Origin of the sequence: Sphingobium sp. SJ10-10, assembly GCF_036038995.2 — a bacterium.
Lineage (GTDB): Bacteria > Pseudomonadota > Alphaproteobacteria > Sphingomonadales > Sphingomonadaceae > Sphingobium.
This window is the reverse complement of record NZ_CP158132.1, coordinates 2,875,284-2,892,597: the sequence shown is the minus strand read 5'-3', so window position 1 is coordinate 2,892,597 and position 17,314 is coordinate 2,875,284. Positions and strand designations below refer to the sequence as shown.

The 17,314-nt window shown below is 64.5% G+C and carries 14 protein-coding genes; 6 read left to right on the top strand and 8 right to left on the bottom strand.

Annotation, left to right across the window (positions count from 1 at the left end; translation table 11 throughout):
- Positions 1 to 118: 118 nt before the first annotated feature.
- Positions 119 to 1,939: a translational GTPase TypA gene (gene typA, locus VVT58_RS14055; RefSeq protein ID WP_327752488.1), complete on the bottom strand. Its 1,821-nt coding sequence runs from the start codon at positions 1,937 to 1,939 to the stop codon at positions 119 to 121.
- A 221-nt stretch (positions 1,940 to 2,160) separates the two neighbouring features.
- Between typA and VVT58_RS14050 the strand changes: the two genes are divergently transcribed.
- The 3 genes from VVT58_RS14050 to VVT58_RS14040 are packed head-to-tail and all read left to right on the top strand — an operon-like array spanning position 2,161 to position 4,261.
- On the top strand, positions 2,161 to 3,372 hold the full coding sequence (locus tag VVT58_RS14050) for a toxic anion resistance protein (RefSeq protein ID WP_327752489.1): 1,212 nt from the start codon (positions 2,161 to 2,163) through the stop codon (positions 3,370 to 3,372).
- Positions 3,373 to 3,376: 4 nt separating this feature from the next.
- Positions 3,377 to 4,090 carry a hypothetical protein gene (locus tag VVT58_RS14045; protein WP_087574979.1) on the top strand — a complete coding sequence of 238 codons (714 nt, stop codon included), beginning with the start codon at positions 3,377 to 3,379 and terminating at the stop codon, positions 4,088 to 4,090.
- A 15-nt stretch (positions 4,091 to 4,105) separates the two neighbouring features.
- Positions 4,106 to 4,261: a hypothetical protein gene (locus VVT58_RS14040; protein ID WP_327752490.1), complete on the top strand. Its 156-nt coding sequence runs from the start codon at positions 4,106 to 4,108 to the stop codon at positions 4,259 to 4,261.
- Positions 4,262 to 4,273: 12 nt separating this feature from the next.
- On the opposite strand, the gene VVT58_RS14035 is transcribed toward VVT58_RS14040, so the two are convergent.
- The 5 genes from VVT58_RS14035 to VVT58_RS14015 all read right to left on the bottom strand — a co-directional run bounded on the left by VVT58_RS14035 (position 4,274) and on the right by VVT58_RS14015 (position 10,292).
- Positions 4,274 to 4,573 carry a PilZ domain-containing protein gene (locus VVT58_RS14035; protein WP_327752491.1) on the bottom strand — a complete coding sequence of 100 codons (300 nt, stop codon included), beginning with the start codon at positions 4,571 to 4,573 and terminating at the stop codon, positions 4,274 to 4,276.
- 119 nt (positions 4,574 to 4,692) lie between these two features.
- Positions 4,693 to 5,430, bottom strand: a complete 738-nt coding sequence (locus tag VVT58_RS14030; protein WP_327752492.1) for a methyltransferase domain-containing protein — start codon at positions 5,428 to 5,430, stop codon at positions 4,693 to 4,695.
- Positions 5,430 to 6,557, bottom strand: coding sequence for a peptide chain release factor 2 (gene prfB, locus VVT58_RS14025; protein WP_327752493.1), 1,128 nt, complete (start codon positions 6,555 to 6,557; stop codon positions 5,430 to 5,432). Before prfB ends, VVT58_RS14030 begins: the two co-directional genes overlap by 1 nt.
- A gap of 146 nt (positions 6,558 to 6,703) precedes the next feature.
- On the bottom strand, positions 6,704 to 9,241 hold the full coding sequence (locus tag VVT58_RS14020; RefSeq protein ID WP_327752494.1) for a transglycosylase domain-containing protein: 2,538 nt from the start codon (positions 9,239 to 9,241) through the stop codon (positions 6,704 to 6,706).
- Between the two features lie 82 nt (positions 9,242 to 9,323).
- Positions 9,324 to 10,292, bottom strand: coding sequence for an N-acetylmuramoyl-L-alanine amidase (locus tag VVT58_RS14015; RefSeq protein ID WP_327752495.1), 969 nt, complete (start codon positions 10,290 to 10,292; stop codon positions 9,324 to 9,326).
- Between the two features lie 516 nt (positions 10,293 to 10,808).
- Here VVT58_RS14015 and VVT58_RS14010 point away from each other — a divergent pair.
- Positions 10,809 to 13,472, top strand: a complete 2,664-nt coding sequence (locus VVT58_RS14010; RefSeq protein ID WP_327752496.1) for a ribonuclease E/G — start codon at positions 10,809 to 10,811, stop codon at positions 13,470 to 13,472.
- A gap of 170 nt (positions 13,473 to 13,642) precedes the next feature.
- Here VVT58_RS14010 and VVT58_RS14005 read toward each other — a convergent pair whose 3' ends face one another.
- Together VVT58_RS14005 and VVT58_RS14000 are read right to left on the bottom strand one after the other, a co-directional pair.
- Entirely contained in the window at positions 13,643 to 15,013 is a 1,371-nt protein-coding gene (locus VVT58_RS14005; RefSeq protein WP_327752497.1) for a cytochrome P450, read from the bottom strand.
- The gene (locus VVT58_RS14000) at positions 15,010 to 16,137 is read right to left on the bottom strand and encodes a hypothetical protein (protein ID WP_327752498.1); all 1,128 of its coding nucleotides are present in this window, start codon (positions 16,135 to 16,137) and stop codon (positions 15,010 to 15,012) included. Before VVT58_RS14000 ends, VVT58_RS14005 begins: the two co-directional genes overlap by 4 nt.
- Positions 16,138 to 16,159: 22 nt before the next feature.
- Between VVT58_RS14000 and VVT58_RS13995 the strand changes: the two genes are divergently transcribed.
- The gene (locus VVT58_RS13995; protein WP_066560688.1) at positions 16,160 to 16,453 is read left to right on the top strand and encodes a hypothetical protein; all 294 of its coding nucleotides are present in this window, start codon (positions 16,160 to 16,162) and stop codon (positions 16,451 to 16,453) included.
- 5 nt (positions 16,454 to 16,458) lie between these two features.
- A complete protein-coding gene (kdsA, locus tag VVT58_RS13990; protein ID WP_327752499.1) occupies positions 16,459 to 17,280 on the top strand; it encodes a 3-deoxy-8-phosphooctulonate synthase in 822 nt (273 codons plus the stop codon).
- Positions 17,281 to 17,314: the final 34 nt, after the last annotated feature.

The following is a 17,314-nucleotide window of genomic DNA, read 5'->3' as shown; positions in this document are numbered from 1 at the left end:
CCTGCCTTCGCAGGAGCGCGCATCTCTCAATGGCTACAATCGGCCTTGCCGGACTTCCCACGAAAAAAAGGCCGGCGTCTCGCGATGCCGGCCCCTTTTTTCATCCCTCAAAACCCGATCAGGCGGCAGCCTTGGCCCGCGACATGCGCTTGCGCTCGTTCGGGTCGAGATAGCGCTTGCGCAGGCGGATGTTCTTGGGCGTCACTTCGACCATTTCATCGTCATCGATATAGGCGATGGCCTGCTCCAGCGTCAGCTTGCGCGGCGGGGTCAGGCGGATGCTGTCATCCTTGCCGCTGGCGCGGAAGTTGGTCAGCGCCTTCGACTTCATCGGGTTGACTTCCAGGTCTTCCGGCTTGGCGTTTTCACCGATGATCATGCCTTCGTAGAGCGCCTCGCCCACGCCGACCATCAGGATACCGCGCTCTTCCAGCGGGCCGAGCGCATAGGCATTGGCCTCACCCGCGCCGTTGGAGATCAGCACGCCGTTCTTGCGGCCTTCGATCTTGCCCTTGTGCGGCCCATATTTCTCGAACAGGCGGTTCATGATGCCGGTGCCGCGCGTGTCGGACAGGAATTCGCCATGATAGCCGATCAGGCCGCGCGACGGCGCGGAGAAGGTGATGCGGGTCTTGCCGCCGCCCGAAGGACGCATGTCGGTCATCTCGGCCTTGCGGATGTTCATCTTGTCGACGACCGTGCCGGAAAATTCATCGTCCACGTCGATGACGACGATTTCATAAGGCTCGGTCCTGTTGCCGTTCTCATCCTCCCCGAACAGCACGCGGGGGCGCGAGATGCCGAGTTCAAAGCCTTCGCGGCGCATGGTTTCGATGAGCACGCCCAGCTGCAATTCGCCACGGCCGGCGACTTCGAAGCTGTCCTTGTCGTCGCTCTCCGTCACCTTGATGGCGACGTTCGATTCGGCTTCGCGGGCCAGACGGTCGCGGATCATGCGGCTCGTCACCTTGCTGCCTTCGCGGCCCGCCATCGGCGAATCGTTGACGGCGAAGCGCATCGACAGGGTCGGCGGATCGATCGGCTGCGCCTTGATCGGCACGCTGACCGATGTATCGCAGATGGTGTTGGCCACGGTCGCGACGGTCAGACCGGCGAGCGAGATGATGTCGCCCGCCTTCGCCTCATCCACCGGCACGCGATCCAGGCCGCGGAACGACATGATCTTCGACGCGCGGCCGGTTTCGATCACATTGCCGTCCATGTCGAGCGCGTGGATCGGCTGGTTGACCTTGACCGTGCCCGACTGGACGCGGCCGGTCAGGATGCGGCCGAGGAAATTGTCGCGGTCGAGCAGCGTCACGAGGAAGCTGAACGGCGCCTCCTGATCCAGCGACGGCGGCGGCACATGATCGACGATCTTCTGGAACATCGGCTCCAGCGTGCCCTCGCGGCGGCTGGGGTTGTCGCTGGCATAGCCGTTGCGGCCCGAGGCATAGAGGACCGGGAAATCGAGCTGCTCGTCAGTGGCGTCCAGCGTCACGAACAGGTCGAACACTTCGTCCAGCACTTCCTGGATGCGCTCATCGGGGCGGTCGACCTTGTTGACGACGACGATCGGGCGCAGACCCAGCGCCAGCGCCTTGCCGGTCACGAACTTGGTCTGCGGCATCGCGCCTTCCGACGAGTCGACCAGCAGGATCACGCCGTCGACCATGGAGAGGATGCGCTCCACCTCGCCGCCGAAGTCGGCGTGGCCAGGCGTGTCGACGATGTTGATGCGGATCCCGTTCCACTCGACCGAGGTCGGCTTCGCCAGGATGGTGATGCCCCGTTCCTTTTCGAGGTCGTTCGAATCCATCGCGCGTTCCTCGACGCGCTGATTGTCGCGGAAGGTGCCGGACTGGCGGAAAAGCTGGTCGACGAGCGTGGTCTTGCCATGGTCGACGTGCGCGATGATCGCGATATTACGCAGGGACATGTCTTGCCTTTGGGATTTAAGGTTTCCCGGCGGGCACCACGCCTGTCCAGGACTATCGGGCGCGCCCCTACAGGAAATGACGCGCTGCGGCAAGCTTTGCGGGTGGGGCAGGAGCGATTGCAATGGCACGGGCAGGCCTTTAGCGTGCGGCACAGGCTTGCAGCCGGACTGTTCTATATACATATAACAGTGCAAACGCTTGATGGCCCCTGGGAGATGACATGGCTTCGACCGCGCCGACCGCCACCGCCGATACGCTGAACCTCACCCCGCCCGACCCGGTGCCGCCCGTCGCGCCCGAAAAAGCGGCAGGGCTGGTGCCCCTGGAAGACGAGAAAAGGTCGAAGCTGGACGAAAAGGTCGATGCCTTCATCGACGATCTGGTCGCGCAGGACGCCAATTCGCCCGAATTTGGGCAGCGCGTCGACCAGCTCACCAATATGGGGCGCAAGGAAATCGCGGAGGCTGCGGGACATTCCAACCGTTTTCTCGACCGCCCGGTGCGCGCCATGGACAGCGACAACAAGGTCGGCGTCGATCTGGCCGAACTGCGCCGGACCATCGAAGACCTTGATCCGGGCAAGCGCGGCAGCCTGACCGCGCCCAAGAAGCTGTTCGGCCTGATCCCCTTCGGCAACCGGATGCGCGATTATTTCGACAGCTATAAAAGCGCGCAGAGCCACATCAATTCGATCCTCGGGTCGCTCGCCAGCGGCAAGGACGTGCTGATCAAGGACAATGCCGCCATCGATGTCGAGCGGCAGAATATGTGGCAGACCATGGGCCGTCTGGAGCAGATGATCCATATCTCCCAGACGCTGGACGCCCGGCTGGAGGCGAAGGCGCTGGAGCTGGATTCAGCGGACCCGGCCAAGGCCAAGGCGATCCGCGAGAGCGCGCTTTTCTACATTCGCCAGCGCACGCAGGATCTGCTGACGCAGATGGCGGTGACGGTGCAGGGCTATCTGGCGCTCGATCTGGTCAAGAAGAACAATGTCGAACTGGTGAAGGGCGTGGACCGCGCCGGCACCACCACTGTCGCCGCGCTGCGCACCGCCGTCACCGTGGCGCAGGCGCTGGTCGGGCAGCGCCTGGTGCTGGAGCAGATCACCGCGCTCAACACCACCACCGCGAACATGATCGATTCGACCGGCGAGATGCTGAAGACCCAGACCGCGCAGATACACGAGCAGGCGGCCTCCAGCACTATTCCGATCGAGACGCTGCAACGCGCCTTCCAGAATATCTACGATACGATGGACAGTATCGACACGTTCAAGCTGAAGGCGCTGGAGAATATGAAGACGACGGTGTCCACGCTGTCGAACGAGGTCGAGAAATCCAAGGGCTATATCGCCCGCGCAGAAGGACAGGCGCAGGCCGCGCAACAGGCACGCGTCGACAATCCGCTGCTGAGTTCGATCGAGGCCTGACAGGATGAGCCGGTCCGAACGCGTCCTGGCCGATGCCGAAGCGGTGCTCCGCCGCCATAGCGAACGCGGGCAGAGCCTCTCGGCACGCGCGCGGCAAAGGCGCAATGCCGCGCTGATGCGCAAGGTCAAATATGCCTTCTGGGCAGTGATCGCGGTGCTGATCGGCAGCGCGGTGGCGGGCTTTGTGGCGCCGATCGGGACAAGCGGGGTCATGATCGCGCTGGGCGTCATGCTGGCGGCGGTGCTCCTGATCGCGGCGCTGCCGGGAGAAAAGCGCGTCAGGACAGAGGCGCTGGCGGAGACCGCGCTCACCGCCCTGCCGCTCCAGACCGAGATTTGGCTCGAAAATCAGCGGAAGGCTCTGCCCGCCCCCGCCGTCACTTTGGTCGACAGCATCGGCGTCAAGCTGGAGACGCTGGCGCCGCAACTCGAAAGGCTGGGCGAGCAGGATCCGGCGGCGCAGGAAATCCGCAAATTGCTGGCCGATCATCTGCCCGAACTCGTCACCGGCTATCAATCCATCCCCGAACCGTTGCGGCGCGAGGAGCGCAATGGCCGCGTCCCGGAAAAGCAGTTGATCGACGGGCTTGGCGTCATCGACGCGGAAATCGCCCGGATGAGCGAGACGCTGGCGAGCGGCGATCTCGACAAGCTGGCGGTGCAGAACCGCTTCCTGGAGCTGAAATATCAGGAGGCGAAGGAACTTGGGCAGGAATAACGTCTTCCTAGCGTAATGATTCACCTTACGCTGATCATCGTCGATTTCCTGACTGGCTTGCTGGCGGCCGGCGCCTGGGCACTGGCGAGCGCCGGGGTAGCGATCGCGGCGCTGGTCGGCGGCGGGCTGTTGGGCGTATCGCTATTCCGGAAGTGGCGGCAGAAGGGATGAAGGAACGGCTATTCAGGCGCCTTCGATCCACACGGCCAAGGCATGCTGGGTCAAGGGCTGGTTGAACTGAATGCCGAAACGCTTGCCATTGGACCACATGACCCGGCCGCTCGCCTGCATGCCCAGCGCCTCGACGATGAGATAGGTGCCGGTCCTGGGCGGCGTTTCGCAATGGGCCAGCGCGCCCGAGCAAGACAGGTCCAGAAAATGCGCCCGGGCCGCCGTGCCGCCGAAACGCAAGGCGACGGGTCCGAACATCTTGTGGCGCGGATCGTGCCGCCGCTGCCCGGCGGCGCCAGTCAGGTCAGCCATATCCTGCCCTCCCCCCAAGGCATATGATCATAAAATGGTCAAAAGCGTCCATCGAATCATGGTTGTCCGCCCATTAACCATAATATGCGCAAAGAAAAGCGTTAGCCGGCCGTAACGGATCAGGACCGCAAGGCACAGGGGACGATGGAGGATGGTTCGGGCCGTGCGGCAATGCGCTTGAACCGGGCGAAATAGCCGCCCGCCGTCGGCTTGGGAATCAGTTCCTCCAGACGGAAGCCCATGGCCGCCAATTCGCAGGCCAGCAGGCGCGGCGGCGTGCCGTGCTGGTCGGTCGGACGATCGGCGTCCACCACGATCAGCTCGCCACCCGGCTTGAGCGCTGGACTGAGGTTCCACAGAAAGGCGTAGGGTTCGGCAATCTCATGATACATATGGACCATGAGGATGCGGTCGAAGCTGTTTTCAGGCAGCCTGGGGTTCTCCGGCGCGCCCAGCCGGACGCTGACATTGCGCCAGTCCTCCCGCGTGATGCGGCGGCTCAAGGCGTCGATCACCTCGGGCATGATGTCTTCGGCCAGGACGCGGCCCCTGTCGCCCACCCTCTTCGCGAGGCGCACGGTGTAATAGCCCTCGCCCGCGCCAATGTCCGCCACCGTCATGCCGGAACGGATGCCGGCGCGGTTCATGATGTCTTCGGCTTCGTTCACCCGGTCGCGCGCCTCCTCGCTCGACCAGCGGGTGGAGACGATCGGCGCCACCGGGCGATCGGCGCGCGGAAAGGCGCGGGCGGCGGCCGGGCGATCGCTATTCTTGTCCGACGAGAACGGGCCGCAGCCCGCCAGCAAAGCCAAGCAGCCCGTCAGCGCCCAAGCTCTGGCCGCTGGCAAACGCTTCATCAGTCGACATCCTCCACGTCGACCTTCTCGCCGGTCACTTTCTGGCTGAGCGCGGCCGCCATGAAGGGATCGAGCGCGCCGTCCAGCACATCGTCAGGCGAGGTGGAGGTGACGCCGGTGCGCAAGTCCTTCACGAGCTGATAGGGCTGAAGCACATAGGAGCGGATCTGGTGGCCCCAGCCGATCTCGGTCTTGGCCTGATAGTCGGTCGATGCCGCTTCCTCGCGGCGACGCAGTTCCGCTTCATAGAGGCGCGCCTTCAGCATGTTCATGGCCGTTGCGCGGTTCTTGTGCTGCGAACGGTCGTTCTGGCTGGCGACGATGATGCCCGACGGAACGTGGGTGATGCGGACCGCCGAGTCCGTGGTGTTGACGTGCTGACCGCCTGCCCCGCTGGCGCGGTAGGTGTCGATCTTGAGGTCGCTTTCCTTCACCTCGATATCGATATCGTCGTCGATCACCGGATAGACCCAGACTGACGAGAAGCTGGTGTGGCGGCGGGCCGAGCTGTCATAGGGGCTGATGCGGACCAGGCGATGCACGCCGCTTTCGGTCTTGGCATAGCCATAGGCATTCTCGCCCTTGAACAGGAAGGTGGCGGACTTGATGCCCGCCTGGTCGCCCGCCTGATAGTCGACCAGCTCGACCTTATAGCCGCGCCGTTCAGCCCAGCGGCGATACATGCGGCTGAGCATTTCCGCCCAATCCTGGCTTTCCGTGCCGCCCGCGCCCGCATGGATTTCCAGATAGGTGTCGCTGGCGTCGGCCTCGCCCGCCAGCAGCGCCTTGATCTTGTCCTCGTCGGCGCGGTCGGCCAGCGCCTTCAGCGAGGCGATGGCTTCGGTGACCATATCCTCGTCACCCTCCGCATCGGCCATTTCGATGAGTTCGGCGGTGTCGGTCTTCTCGCCGTCGATGGCGCGGGTTGCGCCGATCGCGGCTTCGAGCCGTGTGCGCTCCCGCATCACTTCCTGCGCCTGTTTCTGATTGTCCCAAAGCGTCGGATCCTCGACGCGGGCGTTCAGTTCGTCGAGGCGGCGAAGGGCGCGGTCCCAGTCGAGGAAGCGGCGCAGCAGGTCCAGCGCGGCGTCGATGCGGTCTATATATTGCTGCGCTTCGGCGCGCATGGGAGGTCTCCAGACATTCGCATGTTTCCTGTTCGTGCAGGAAACGCATCATGCGCCCGGCCCTATCCGAGCGCGGAGAGTTTGGGAAGATTCAATCCTTGCGGGGGACGAGCTCAAATTCTCCCCACGCTTCGCGCAGGGAGAATTTAGTAAATCCCGCCCTGATCCTGCAGGAAGTCGCTGTCGGTGCGCTGGCGGCGCTGGACGGCGGCTTCGACGCGCGCGGCGGCCTTGTCCTGCGCGGCCACCTCTTCCTTGCGGATCGATCGGCGGGGTTCGGATTCGGGCTTGAACGCTTCCCAGATCACAGCGGGCTTGGGCTCATCGGTCGGCCAGACGCCATAGACGCGCTTGCCCGAGCGGCGGTCGATGGTGACCATGCGGATGCCCGCCGGGGCGATGAAGGGCGTCTTGGGCATCGCCTCCAGCACCGGCGTCATCGCCGCTTTCCAGATCGGCGCGGCGACGCGGCCGCCCTGCGCCCAGCCGCCCAGGCTCCTCGGCTGGTCATAGCCGATATAGACGCCCGCCACGATATCGGGCGATCCGCCGACGAACCAGACATTGGTCGGGCCGTTGGTGGTGCCGGTCTTGCCGAACAGCGGGCGCTTCAAATCCGCCAGCACCGTGGCGGTGCCGCGCTGGATGACGCCCTCGGCAATGTGCACGACCTGATAGGCGGTCATCGGGTTCATCACCTGCCGCCCCTCGAAGCCGAAGCGGGGCATGGCCTTGCCGTCCCAGTTCGCCATGTTGCAGCCATCGCAAGCGCGCCAGCGCAGCGGCCAGATCACCTTGCCGCGCCGGTCCTGCACATAGTCCATCAGCTTGGGGCTAAGCTGCCGCCCCTGATTGGCGAGCATGGCATAGGCGTTCACCATCCGCTCGACCGTGGTTTCGCCGGCGCCCAACGCAAAGGAGAGATAGGGCTGGTAATCACCGATCCCCATCGCCTTGATGGTGCGCACGACGCGGTCCATGCCGGTCTGGCTGGCGGCGCGCACCGTCATCAGGTTGCGCGACTGCTCGACGCCCCAGCGCATGGTCTGCGGCCCGGCGCTGCCGCCAGTGAAATTGCGGAAGCATTTCTGGCCAACGCCCGCGCCCTGATAGACGCAGAGCGGTCCGTCGACGATGATCGAGGCCGGGGTCATGCCATTGTCCAGCGCGGCGGCGTAGACAAAGGGCTTGATGGTCGATCCGGGCTGGCGCATCGCCTGGGTGGCGCGGTTATAGGAGGAGAGGCGGTTGTCGAAGCCGCCCTGCATGGCGCGGACGCGGCCCGAATGGGTTTCCTCCACCACCATGCCGCCGGAGACTTCGGGGACGTTGCGCAGCGCCCATGACGAGCCGTTGCGCGCCACCACGATCAGGTCGCCGGGCTTCATCGCAGCGAAGGCCGGGCCGCCGCTCTTGCGATAGGGCAGTTGCGCCGCATCGGCGGACAGCGTGCCCGTCGATCCGTCGGAAAAGCCGATCTGCGCGGCGCCGCTGTTCCGGCTGACGATCACGGCGACGCGCCATCCGGCATAGTCGACGTCGATATAGCTCGCCGCCAGTTCACGATGCCAGCCGCGATCCATGTCGATCCTGCCGATCGGCCCGGACCAGCCCTTGCCCGCATCGAAGCGCAGCAGGCCGTTGCGGAGCGCCGTGGTCGTCAGATCCTGAATCTTCGGGTCATAGGGGCTGCGCACCCAGAGGCCGCCGGCATAGACGCTGTTCGGACCGTCCGATGCCTTTTCCCCGAATTGCTGGATCAGGCGGCGGCGCACTTCCTCCATATAATAGCCGCCTGCGCGGGCATCGAAGCTGGAGCCATGCGCCGCCACGGTGCCGAGCGGCTGGGCCTGCGCCTCATCGCGCTGGGCCTGGGTGATCCAGCCATTCTTGACCATTTCGCCAAGAGCCCAGTTGCGGCGCTCCAGCGCGCGTTCATGGCCGGTGGGGCTTTCCGGGCGATAATTGGCCGGACCTTTGGGCAGGATCGCGAGATAGGCCATTTCATGCAGCTTGAGGTCGCCCACATCCTTGTCGAAATAAGCGCGGGCAGCCGCCTGCACGCCGTAGGCGTTGCGGCCGAGGAAAATCTGGTTGAGATAGAGTTCCAGGATCTGCTGCTTGGTCAACACCCCTTCCATGCGATAGGCGAGGATCATTTCCTTCACCTTGCGCGTGGGGGAATATTCGTCACCGATCAGCAGGTTCTTGGCCACCTGCTGGGTGATGGTCGATCCGCCGCGCGCGCGCTGGCCCGAGCCGATCTTGGTCGCATAGTCGAACACCGCGCCGAAGAAACCGGGAATGTCGACGCCATGATGTTCGAAGAAGGTCTTGTCCTCCGCCGACAGATAGGCGCGGATCAGCAGCGGCGGATAATCGCTATATTGCAGCTGGACGCGGCGCTCACGGGCATAGCTGTGGACCGGCTGGCCGTCGGTGTCGCGCACGATCGTCGGCAGCGGCGGTTCATATTCCAGCAGCGTCGCCGCGTCCGGCAGGCCGCGCGCGAAGATCAGCCAGAAAAGCGCATAAGCGAGGATGAGGCCGCCAAGGCCGACCGCGATCCAGCGGAACCAGCGCTTGTCCCAATGGGGTGCGAGCCTTTCCCGAAGTCCGCTCGCGCCGCTACGCAGGCGATGGATGAAGGACGATGCGGCGTTTTTGGGGCGAGCCTCTTCCATGATGGTCGAGGCTGTACGGTCAAAATGGGTGAAGCGCCAGAGTGGAATGCTTTGAACGGAATGTCGGCCGGTCCGGACCTTCTCAGCCGCCCGTCCCATCCCCGCGCATCGTCAGCTTGCGGGCGAAATGCACTTCGATGGCGCGGGCGACGCCCTTGGCGATATTCGCCTGACCTTCCTTCGACGCCAGGAAAGCCGCATCGGCCGTGTTGGAAATATAGCCCGTTTCGAACAGCACCGAGGGGGTATCCGGAGCCTTCAGCACCATCAGCGAGGCGAAGCGATGCGCCGCGCTGCGGAACGGGACATAGGGCGCGGCCTCGCGTTGGAGCAGCCGGGCGAAGCTCACCGAAATGTTCATCGATTCCCGCTGCGTCAGGTCGATCAGGATCGAGGAAACATCGTTCGACTGGCCGCCCAGATTGACGCCGTTCAGAAAGTCGGCCTTGTTCTCGCGCGCGGCAAGGCGGGCGGCTTCGCGGTCGGAGGCGGTCTCGGACAGGGTATAGACGGTCGCGCCCCGCGCCATGTCATTGTCCGCCGAATCGGCGTGGATGGAGATGAACAGGTCGGCGTTCAGCTTGCGGGCAATGCCATAGCGTTCCTGCAGCACCAGGAAGCGGTCGGCGTTGCGGGTCAGCGCCACCCGGACGCGGCCTGACTTGACCAGTTGGTCGCGGACCGCCTGCGCGATGGCCAGCGTCACATCCTTCTCCCGCTCGCCATTTTCGCGGTTGACCGCGCCGGGATCATGGCCGCCATGGCCGGCGTCGATCACCACCAGCGGGCGGGATGCGTCGCGCGGCCCCTCCACCGGCGGCAGCGACAGGCCCCGCGCCACAGGCGGGATCGGCACGGTGATGCTGTGAAGACGCCTGGCCGGGCGCGAGGCCATATGCGCGGGCGCGTCAAAGCGCATGCCCGCCCGGCCGCCATCGGGGATAACGGCGGAAAGCGGCGCGCCGGAGAGGATCATGCTTGCGAGCGCAAGACTTTGGAACATGCGCCGCTTGTGCAACGTACGGGCCTTGGCCGTCCAGCCGAATTTCATGACGCCCGTCCACCGATCGTCCCGGCGCTATCCCGGCGATATGAAGCATAGCCGCTTTTCGCGCATCGAAACGGCAAGGTTAACCCCATCTTCACCATGATCGCTATAGACCGCCGGGCGAAGTTCCGCCGGGAGCGAAAGCCGCGAAACAATATTTCGAGTGGCCGTTGCTCCTTGCCATTTTGACTGCTACCCATTCACATTCCCAAAAGACGCGCCATATTCGGCGGCAGTCCTTTCGGGGATATTCACGATGGCACCGGCGGGCGACAACGCCCGGCACGGATGCACGAACAGGTTGACGCTGCATGAGGCATGATTTCCAATCCACGCTGGCCCCGGTTCCGGGCGATGCGGCGTGGTTGGTGGTGTCCGGCACATGGTCCGGCCCTGCCCCGGCAGCAGACACGCGTTTTTTCCTTCAAAACCGGACGATGCAGCAACTCGCGCCGTCCCCTTACTATCGCGTGGCAGCCCGGCCCAGCGCCGCTGGCCGCCAACGCCGGAGACTCATAAATGACAATGCGTATGCTGATCGATGCGCGCCACCGGGAAGAGACCCGGGTCGCGGTCGTCAAAGGTAACCGGATCGAGGAATTCGACTTCGAATCGGCCGAGCACAAGCAGCTCAAGGGCAATATCTATCTCGCCAAGGTTACTCGTGTAGAGCCTTCGCTCCAGGCGGCCTTCGTCGATTATGGCGGCAATCGCCATGGTTTCCTCGCTTTCAGCGAAATCCACCCCGATTATTATCAAATTCCCCGCGAGGACCGCGAAGCGCTGCTGCGCGAGGAACGCGAGCATGCCGAGGAAGAGGCCGCGCTGCGCGCCGATTTCGATGATGATGAGGAACATGGCGGCGCGTCCGACGGTGGCCTGGAAGTCGTCGAGGCCACCCATCATCATGACGATGAAGATCATGAAGGCGAAGCTGCGGCCAGCGAAGGCGCCGAGGGCGGCCGCAATGGCCGTGGCCGTCGCGGCAAGGGCGACGAGGCCGCCGACGAGCTGCGCCGCAAGCGCATGGCGCTGCGCCGCCGCTACAAGATTCAGGACGTCATCAAGCGCCGCCAGGTGCTGCTGGTGCAGGTCGTCAAGGAAGAGCGCGGCAACAAGGGCGCGGCGCTGACCACCTATTTGTCGCTCGCGGGCCGTTATTGCGTGCTGATGCCGAACACCAGCCATGGCGGCGGGATTTCGCGCAAGATCAGCAACGCTGCCGACCGCAAGCGCCTGAAGTCGATCATCGCGGAAATGGCGCTACCCTCCACCATGGGTTGCATCGTCCGCACCGCCGGGCTGCAACGCACCAAGCCGGAGATCAAACGCGACTTCGACTATCTCGCCCGTCTGTGGGACGAAATCCGCGAAAACACGCTGAAATCCGACGCCCCCGCGCTGATCCACAATGACAGCGACCTCATCAAGCGGGCGATCCGCGATATCTACAACAAGGATATCGAAGAGGTCATCGTCGAGGGCGAATATGGCTATAAGGCCGCCAAGGATTTCATGAAGCTGCTGATGCCCAGCCATGCGCGCCGGGTGAAGCAATATGCCGATCCGATCTCGCTGTTCCAGCGCGCCAGCGTCGAGGATCAGCTCGCCGGGATGTACAATCCGGTCGTACAGCTCAAATCCGGCGGCTATCTGGTCATCAACCCGACCGAGGCGCTGGTGTCGATCGACATCAACTCGGGCCGGTCGACCCGCGAGCATGGCATCGAGCAGACCGCCGTCGCCACCAATCTGGAAGCCGCCCGCGAGATTGCCCGGCAGCTCCGCCTGCGCGACATGGCGGGCCTGGTCGTCATCGACTTCATCGACATGGAGATGAACTCCAACATCCGCAAGGTCGAGAAGGCGATGAAGGAGGCGCTGAAGGACGATCGCGCCCGCATCCAGGTCGGCCGCATTTCGGGCTTCGGCCTGATGGAAATGAGCCGCCAGCGTCTGCGCACCGGCGTGCTTGAAGCGTCGACCCGCCAGTGCCCGCATTGCGAAGGCACGGGGCTGGTGCGGACGGCTTCGTCGGCGGGTCTGTCGGCGCTTCGCATGCTGGAAGAGGAAGCGGCGCGTGGTCGCGGCAGCCTGATCACCCTGCGCGCCAGCCAGGAAGCGGCTTTCTACGTCCTCAACAACAAGCGCCGCGAACTGGACGAGATCGAGCAGCGCTATGGCGTGCGCATCGCGATCCTGCCCGATGGCGAAGTCGAGGGCGCGCGCATGTCGGTCGAGGCCAGCGGGCCGCGTCCGGAGCGGGTGGTCGACTATACGCCGATCGTCGAGGAAGAGGACGATCTCGAAATCGTCGAGGAACTGGACGAGGAAGAGGTCGAGGAAGTCGAAGCCGCGCATGAGGAGCATGGCGACCGTGGCGAGGATCGCGAGGGTGGCCGTCGCCGCCGTCGTCGCCGTCGCCGCCGGGGCGGGCAGCGCGATGAGCATCGCGCCGAGCCTGCGGCTGAAGGCGATGCTGGCGAGGACGCCGACATTTCCGACGAGGCAGAGGAAGTCGAGGGTGAAGCCGAAGCCGAAGCTGCACCGGTCGAAGCCGCTGTCGAGGGTGAGGGCGAAGGCCGTCGCCGCGGCCGCCGCGGCCGTCGGGGTGGACGGCGCCGTCGTGAGGCAGGCGAGGAAGGGTTGAGCGAAGGTTCGGCCGCCAGTGAGGAGTCCGTCGAGGCTGAGGCCGCTCCGGAACCGGTAGTGGAAACGGCTCCCGAAGCGCCTGCCGAGGAGGAAGCGCCCAAGACCCGCCGCCGTCCGCGTGCGCGCAAGGCGAAGGAAGCTGCTGCGCCTGCCGCCGAAGCCGAAGCGGTCGAAGCTCCGGTGGAAGTCGTGCGGGAGGAGCCGGTTGCCGAAGAGGCGCCTGCCAAGCCCAAGCGCACCCGTCGCAAGAAGGTGGAGCCGGTCGCTGAGGAAGCCGTTGCTGCCGAACCTGCTCCGGTTGCCGAAGAGGCGCCTGCCAAACCCAAGCGCACTCGCCGCAAGAAGGCCGATCCGGTGGTCGAGGAAACCGCTGCCGCAGAGGCCGCACCGGCTATCCAGGCGCCCGTCGAAGCCGCCTCCCCCGCGGAAACCGCCGAAGCGGTTACGGTGAATGGCGAGGCCGGTGACGAAGGTGAAAATGAAGACGGCACGCCGCGCCGCGGCTGGTGGCAGCGCACTTTCGGTCAATAAACGGACACTCGATAATGCAAAACGCCGCTGCCTCGCCGGTTCAACCGGCCAGGTGGCGGCGTTTTCTTTTCGGTTGGAAATCAGGGAAATTGGAAAAACAGTGCTGAGGGCATCAGTGCTTTTTGGCTAATTGCGGTTATGAACAATCGTGAGGCCCGCTCTGCCCCCATTCAGGACACTAACTCGAACATCAGCTGCATGCCCGTCCTCGGCCGGATCGTCAGGCGGCTGATCGGCTCCGGCTTGAACCCTTGCGGCACCGACAAGCGATAGCGGCGCACCACGCTGGCGATCACCGTCATCACCTCCTGCTGGGCGAAACCGGCGCCGACGCAGACGCGGGGGCCGCGGCCGAAGGGGAACCAGGCCTGCTTCACCATCTCCGCATTGGCGGGGTCTTCGAAGCGGGCGGGGTCGAAGCTGTGGGGGCAGGCCCAATTATCCTTGTTGCGCTGCGTGAGCCAGGGGGCGACGACCAGCATCGCGCCTTCCTCCAACTGCTTGTCGCGCATCGGCATCGGGCAGGTGACTTCGCGGGGGAAGAAGGCGACCGGGGGATAGAGGCGCAGCGTTTCGCGGAAGATGTTACGGATCGCGCCCATATCCTTGAGCATCGGCGCAGCGAGCGGGGCACCTCCCCCGATTTCCGCCACTTCGGCGCGGGCGGCGGTCTGAATATGGGCGCATTCCGCCAGCATGTAGAGCGCCCAGGTCATGGTGCTGGCCGAGGTCTCATGGCCGGCGAGGAAGACGGTCGAGACCTGATCCATCACCTGTTGCAGCGTGAAGGGTTCGCCGCTTTCCGGATGCTTCGCCTCGATCAGCGACTGAAGGATGTCCTTGTGGGGAGCCTCGCCACGCTGGTGGAAGCCCGCGTAGCGCGCTTCGACGATGGGGCGGAAGACATCGTGGATCGCCTTTGCCGGGGTCAGCGACCGCTTCTCGAACCAGCGCGCAGGGAAGCCGTAGAGGCGCAGCATCGAGGCGCTGTGGGCGAGGCGCTGGAACTTGCCGAAGGCGGTGTGGATGATGTTGGAGCGGCGCTCGTCCAGCGCTTCGGAAAAGAGCGTGCGGAAGATGATGTCGGCCGCGACATGGGTCATCATCGGGTCGATATCGACCGGCTTGCTGCGGTCCGCCGCGTCCAGGCGGGCGAGCAGATCATCCGCCGCCGCGACCATCAGCGGCATCGAGCGATTGAGCGCGGTATGGGCGAAGGCCGGGTTCACCATGGCGCGCTGGCTTTCCCAATCCTCGCCATTGGCGGAGAAGACCGAATTGCCGATCAGCGGCGAGAGGTTGCGCACCAGCTCGCGATGCTTGGGATAGGCCGTGCCGCCGCGCAATATCTGGTCCACCAGCGGCAGTTCATTGGCGATATACATGGTCTGGCCGGGCATGCGGATTTCACCCAGCTTCATCGTGTAGCTCTTTTCGAACAGCACATGAATCCAGCTATGCCAGCCGCGCAGGAAGCGCTTCATCAGGCCGCGCTTGGTGCGGGGCGGCTCTGGATAAGGCGGCGTGAAGGGCTGCGTCACTTGATCGTCCTGAACTGCGCTATCGCTTCGTCGATGGTGCGGCGGCCGGCGGTGAGGCTGACATAATCGACCGGCGAGAGGCGGTCGCCCACGCGCAGATAGTCGAAATGCGCCTCATATTTGTTCGACCAGCCGCTGTGGTAATTTTCCGGATCGTAGAAGAGGTGGAAGCGCGGCGAGAGCAGGTCCACGCGGGCGGCGCATCGGTCCGAGACAAGGTGGATCGGGTGGACGTCATAATAGGCCGCGCCGTCCGGCGGGGCGGAGAAGTCGACCAGGCGGAAAGGCTTGTCGTCCAGCGCTTTCAGATCGGCATGATACCAGCTTGCGTCCTTGCGGAGCGCGACGACGGGGACGACCTGCCCCAGCGTCAGGACGGTGAAATTGTCGGGCAGCGGCCTGTCCCCGCGCAGTTCGAGGATGCGGCGCAGGACGCTCATCGCATAGATGGTGCCGTTGCTGTGGGAGGCAAAGATCACCTCGTCATGGGAGCCGTCCATTTCCTCGACAATGCGGGTGGCGAACTGGTCGAGGCGCTCGTCCATCTCCGCGCCGGGGCCGTCGGCGGCGACCGAATGGTTATAATACATGAAGCGCAGCAGCCAGGGCACGATCAGCTTGTTGAGCAGGCGGCCCGACAGAGCCACGCTGATGCCGATGCCGATGAGCGCGGCGGCCCAGAAGGGCAGCAGCAGCGTCAGCAGCAAGGCGGGAAGCAGCGCGAGGGCGAGCGGGATCAGCACGGCCAGCATCGGCGGGTAGAGGATGGTGATGACGGGGCCCGGACGCAGCTTGCGCATCCGCAGGAACTGCATGTGCCGGGCATGGGCGCTGTAGGTGGCGATGGAGCGCCATGCCAGCAGCAGCGGATTGCGAATCCAGACCTTGCCGACCAAATCCTCCCAGCGGAGGAATTCATAGTCGGTCTCGACCCCGGCGCTGTGGTTGGTGACAGTCCAGATCGCGGACGAGGCCGGGCCGGAGCGGCGGGCGCTGACCTCCACCCGCTCGCCCGACAGGCGCGCATAGTTTTCCGCCTGCTCGCGATACATCTGGTGATAGAAACGCACCCCGCGCGGATCGAAACCGCCAAGGTAGAAGAGTTTACGCTTGAACTTTTCCATGGCCCCTGTTCCACATCGGGCCATGACGACACCCGAACGCGACTACTGCTATTTCATAGACCACCGCAAATACAACCGAAACATCGGCTGTCGGCGCCATGACAATGCCTATGGCATCAATGGTGGCGGCAGCGAGCGGGACCGGTGGCGGGCGGACTTCGCCTTCTACCGGCACATGAAGGGGGAAGGCGATCCGATGGCGCTGCCGTCGTTGCTCGCCTGTCTGGTCTTCGGCTGGTTTTGCTGGAATTATCACCCCGGCAAGGGGCTGTGGCGGGGGCAGCTCTTGCGCCGCTTCGCCAAAGCGCCGAAGTGAGCGGCATGACAAAGCATGTTTCCATTGGGCCGGTGATGGTCGGCAACGACCTGCCCTTCGTCCTGATTTCCGGCCCCTGTCAGATCGAGAGCCGCGATCATGCGATGATGATGGCGGAAAGACTATCGGGCATCGCCGCGAAAGCGGGCGTGCCGTTCGTGTTCAAATCGTCGTTCGACAAGGCGAACCGGACCTCTGTGTCAGGACAGCGAGGCATCGGGATCGATGCGGGGCTGGCAATTCTGGCGGAGGTGAGGGCCAGCTTCGGCTGTCCGGTGCTGACCGATGTGCATGAGGCGGGGCAGGTCGAGGCGGCGGCTCAGGCTGTGGATATCTTGCAAATCCCCGCCTTTCTGTGCCGCCAGACTGACCTGTTGCTGGCGGCGGGAAAGACCGGCGCGGTCGTCAATGTGAAGAAGGGGCAATTCCTCGCGCCCTGGGACATGGCGGCGGTGGCGCAGAAGGTCGCCTCGACCGGCAATGAGCGTATCCTGCTGACCGAGCGCGGGGCGAGTTTCGGCTACAACACGCTGGTTAGCGACATGCGGTCGCTGCCGGTGATGGCGCAGACCGGCTATCCGGTGGTGTTCGACGCTACCCATTCGGTGCAGCAGCCGGGTGGGCTGGGTTCAGCCTCGGGCGGGCAGCGCGAATTTGCGCCGGTGCTGGCGCGGAGCGCTGTGGCGGCAGGCATCGCTGCGGTCTTTGCCGAAGCGCATGACGATCCGGACAACGCGCCTTCGGACGGGCCGGTGATGCTGCCGGTCGAGTGGGTCGGACCGTTGCTGGAGAAGCTGAAGGCGATCGATGAAGCGGTGAAGGGGTAGAGCACCCCTCCCCGTTCGGGCGGAGCGCAGCGAA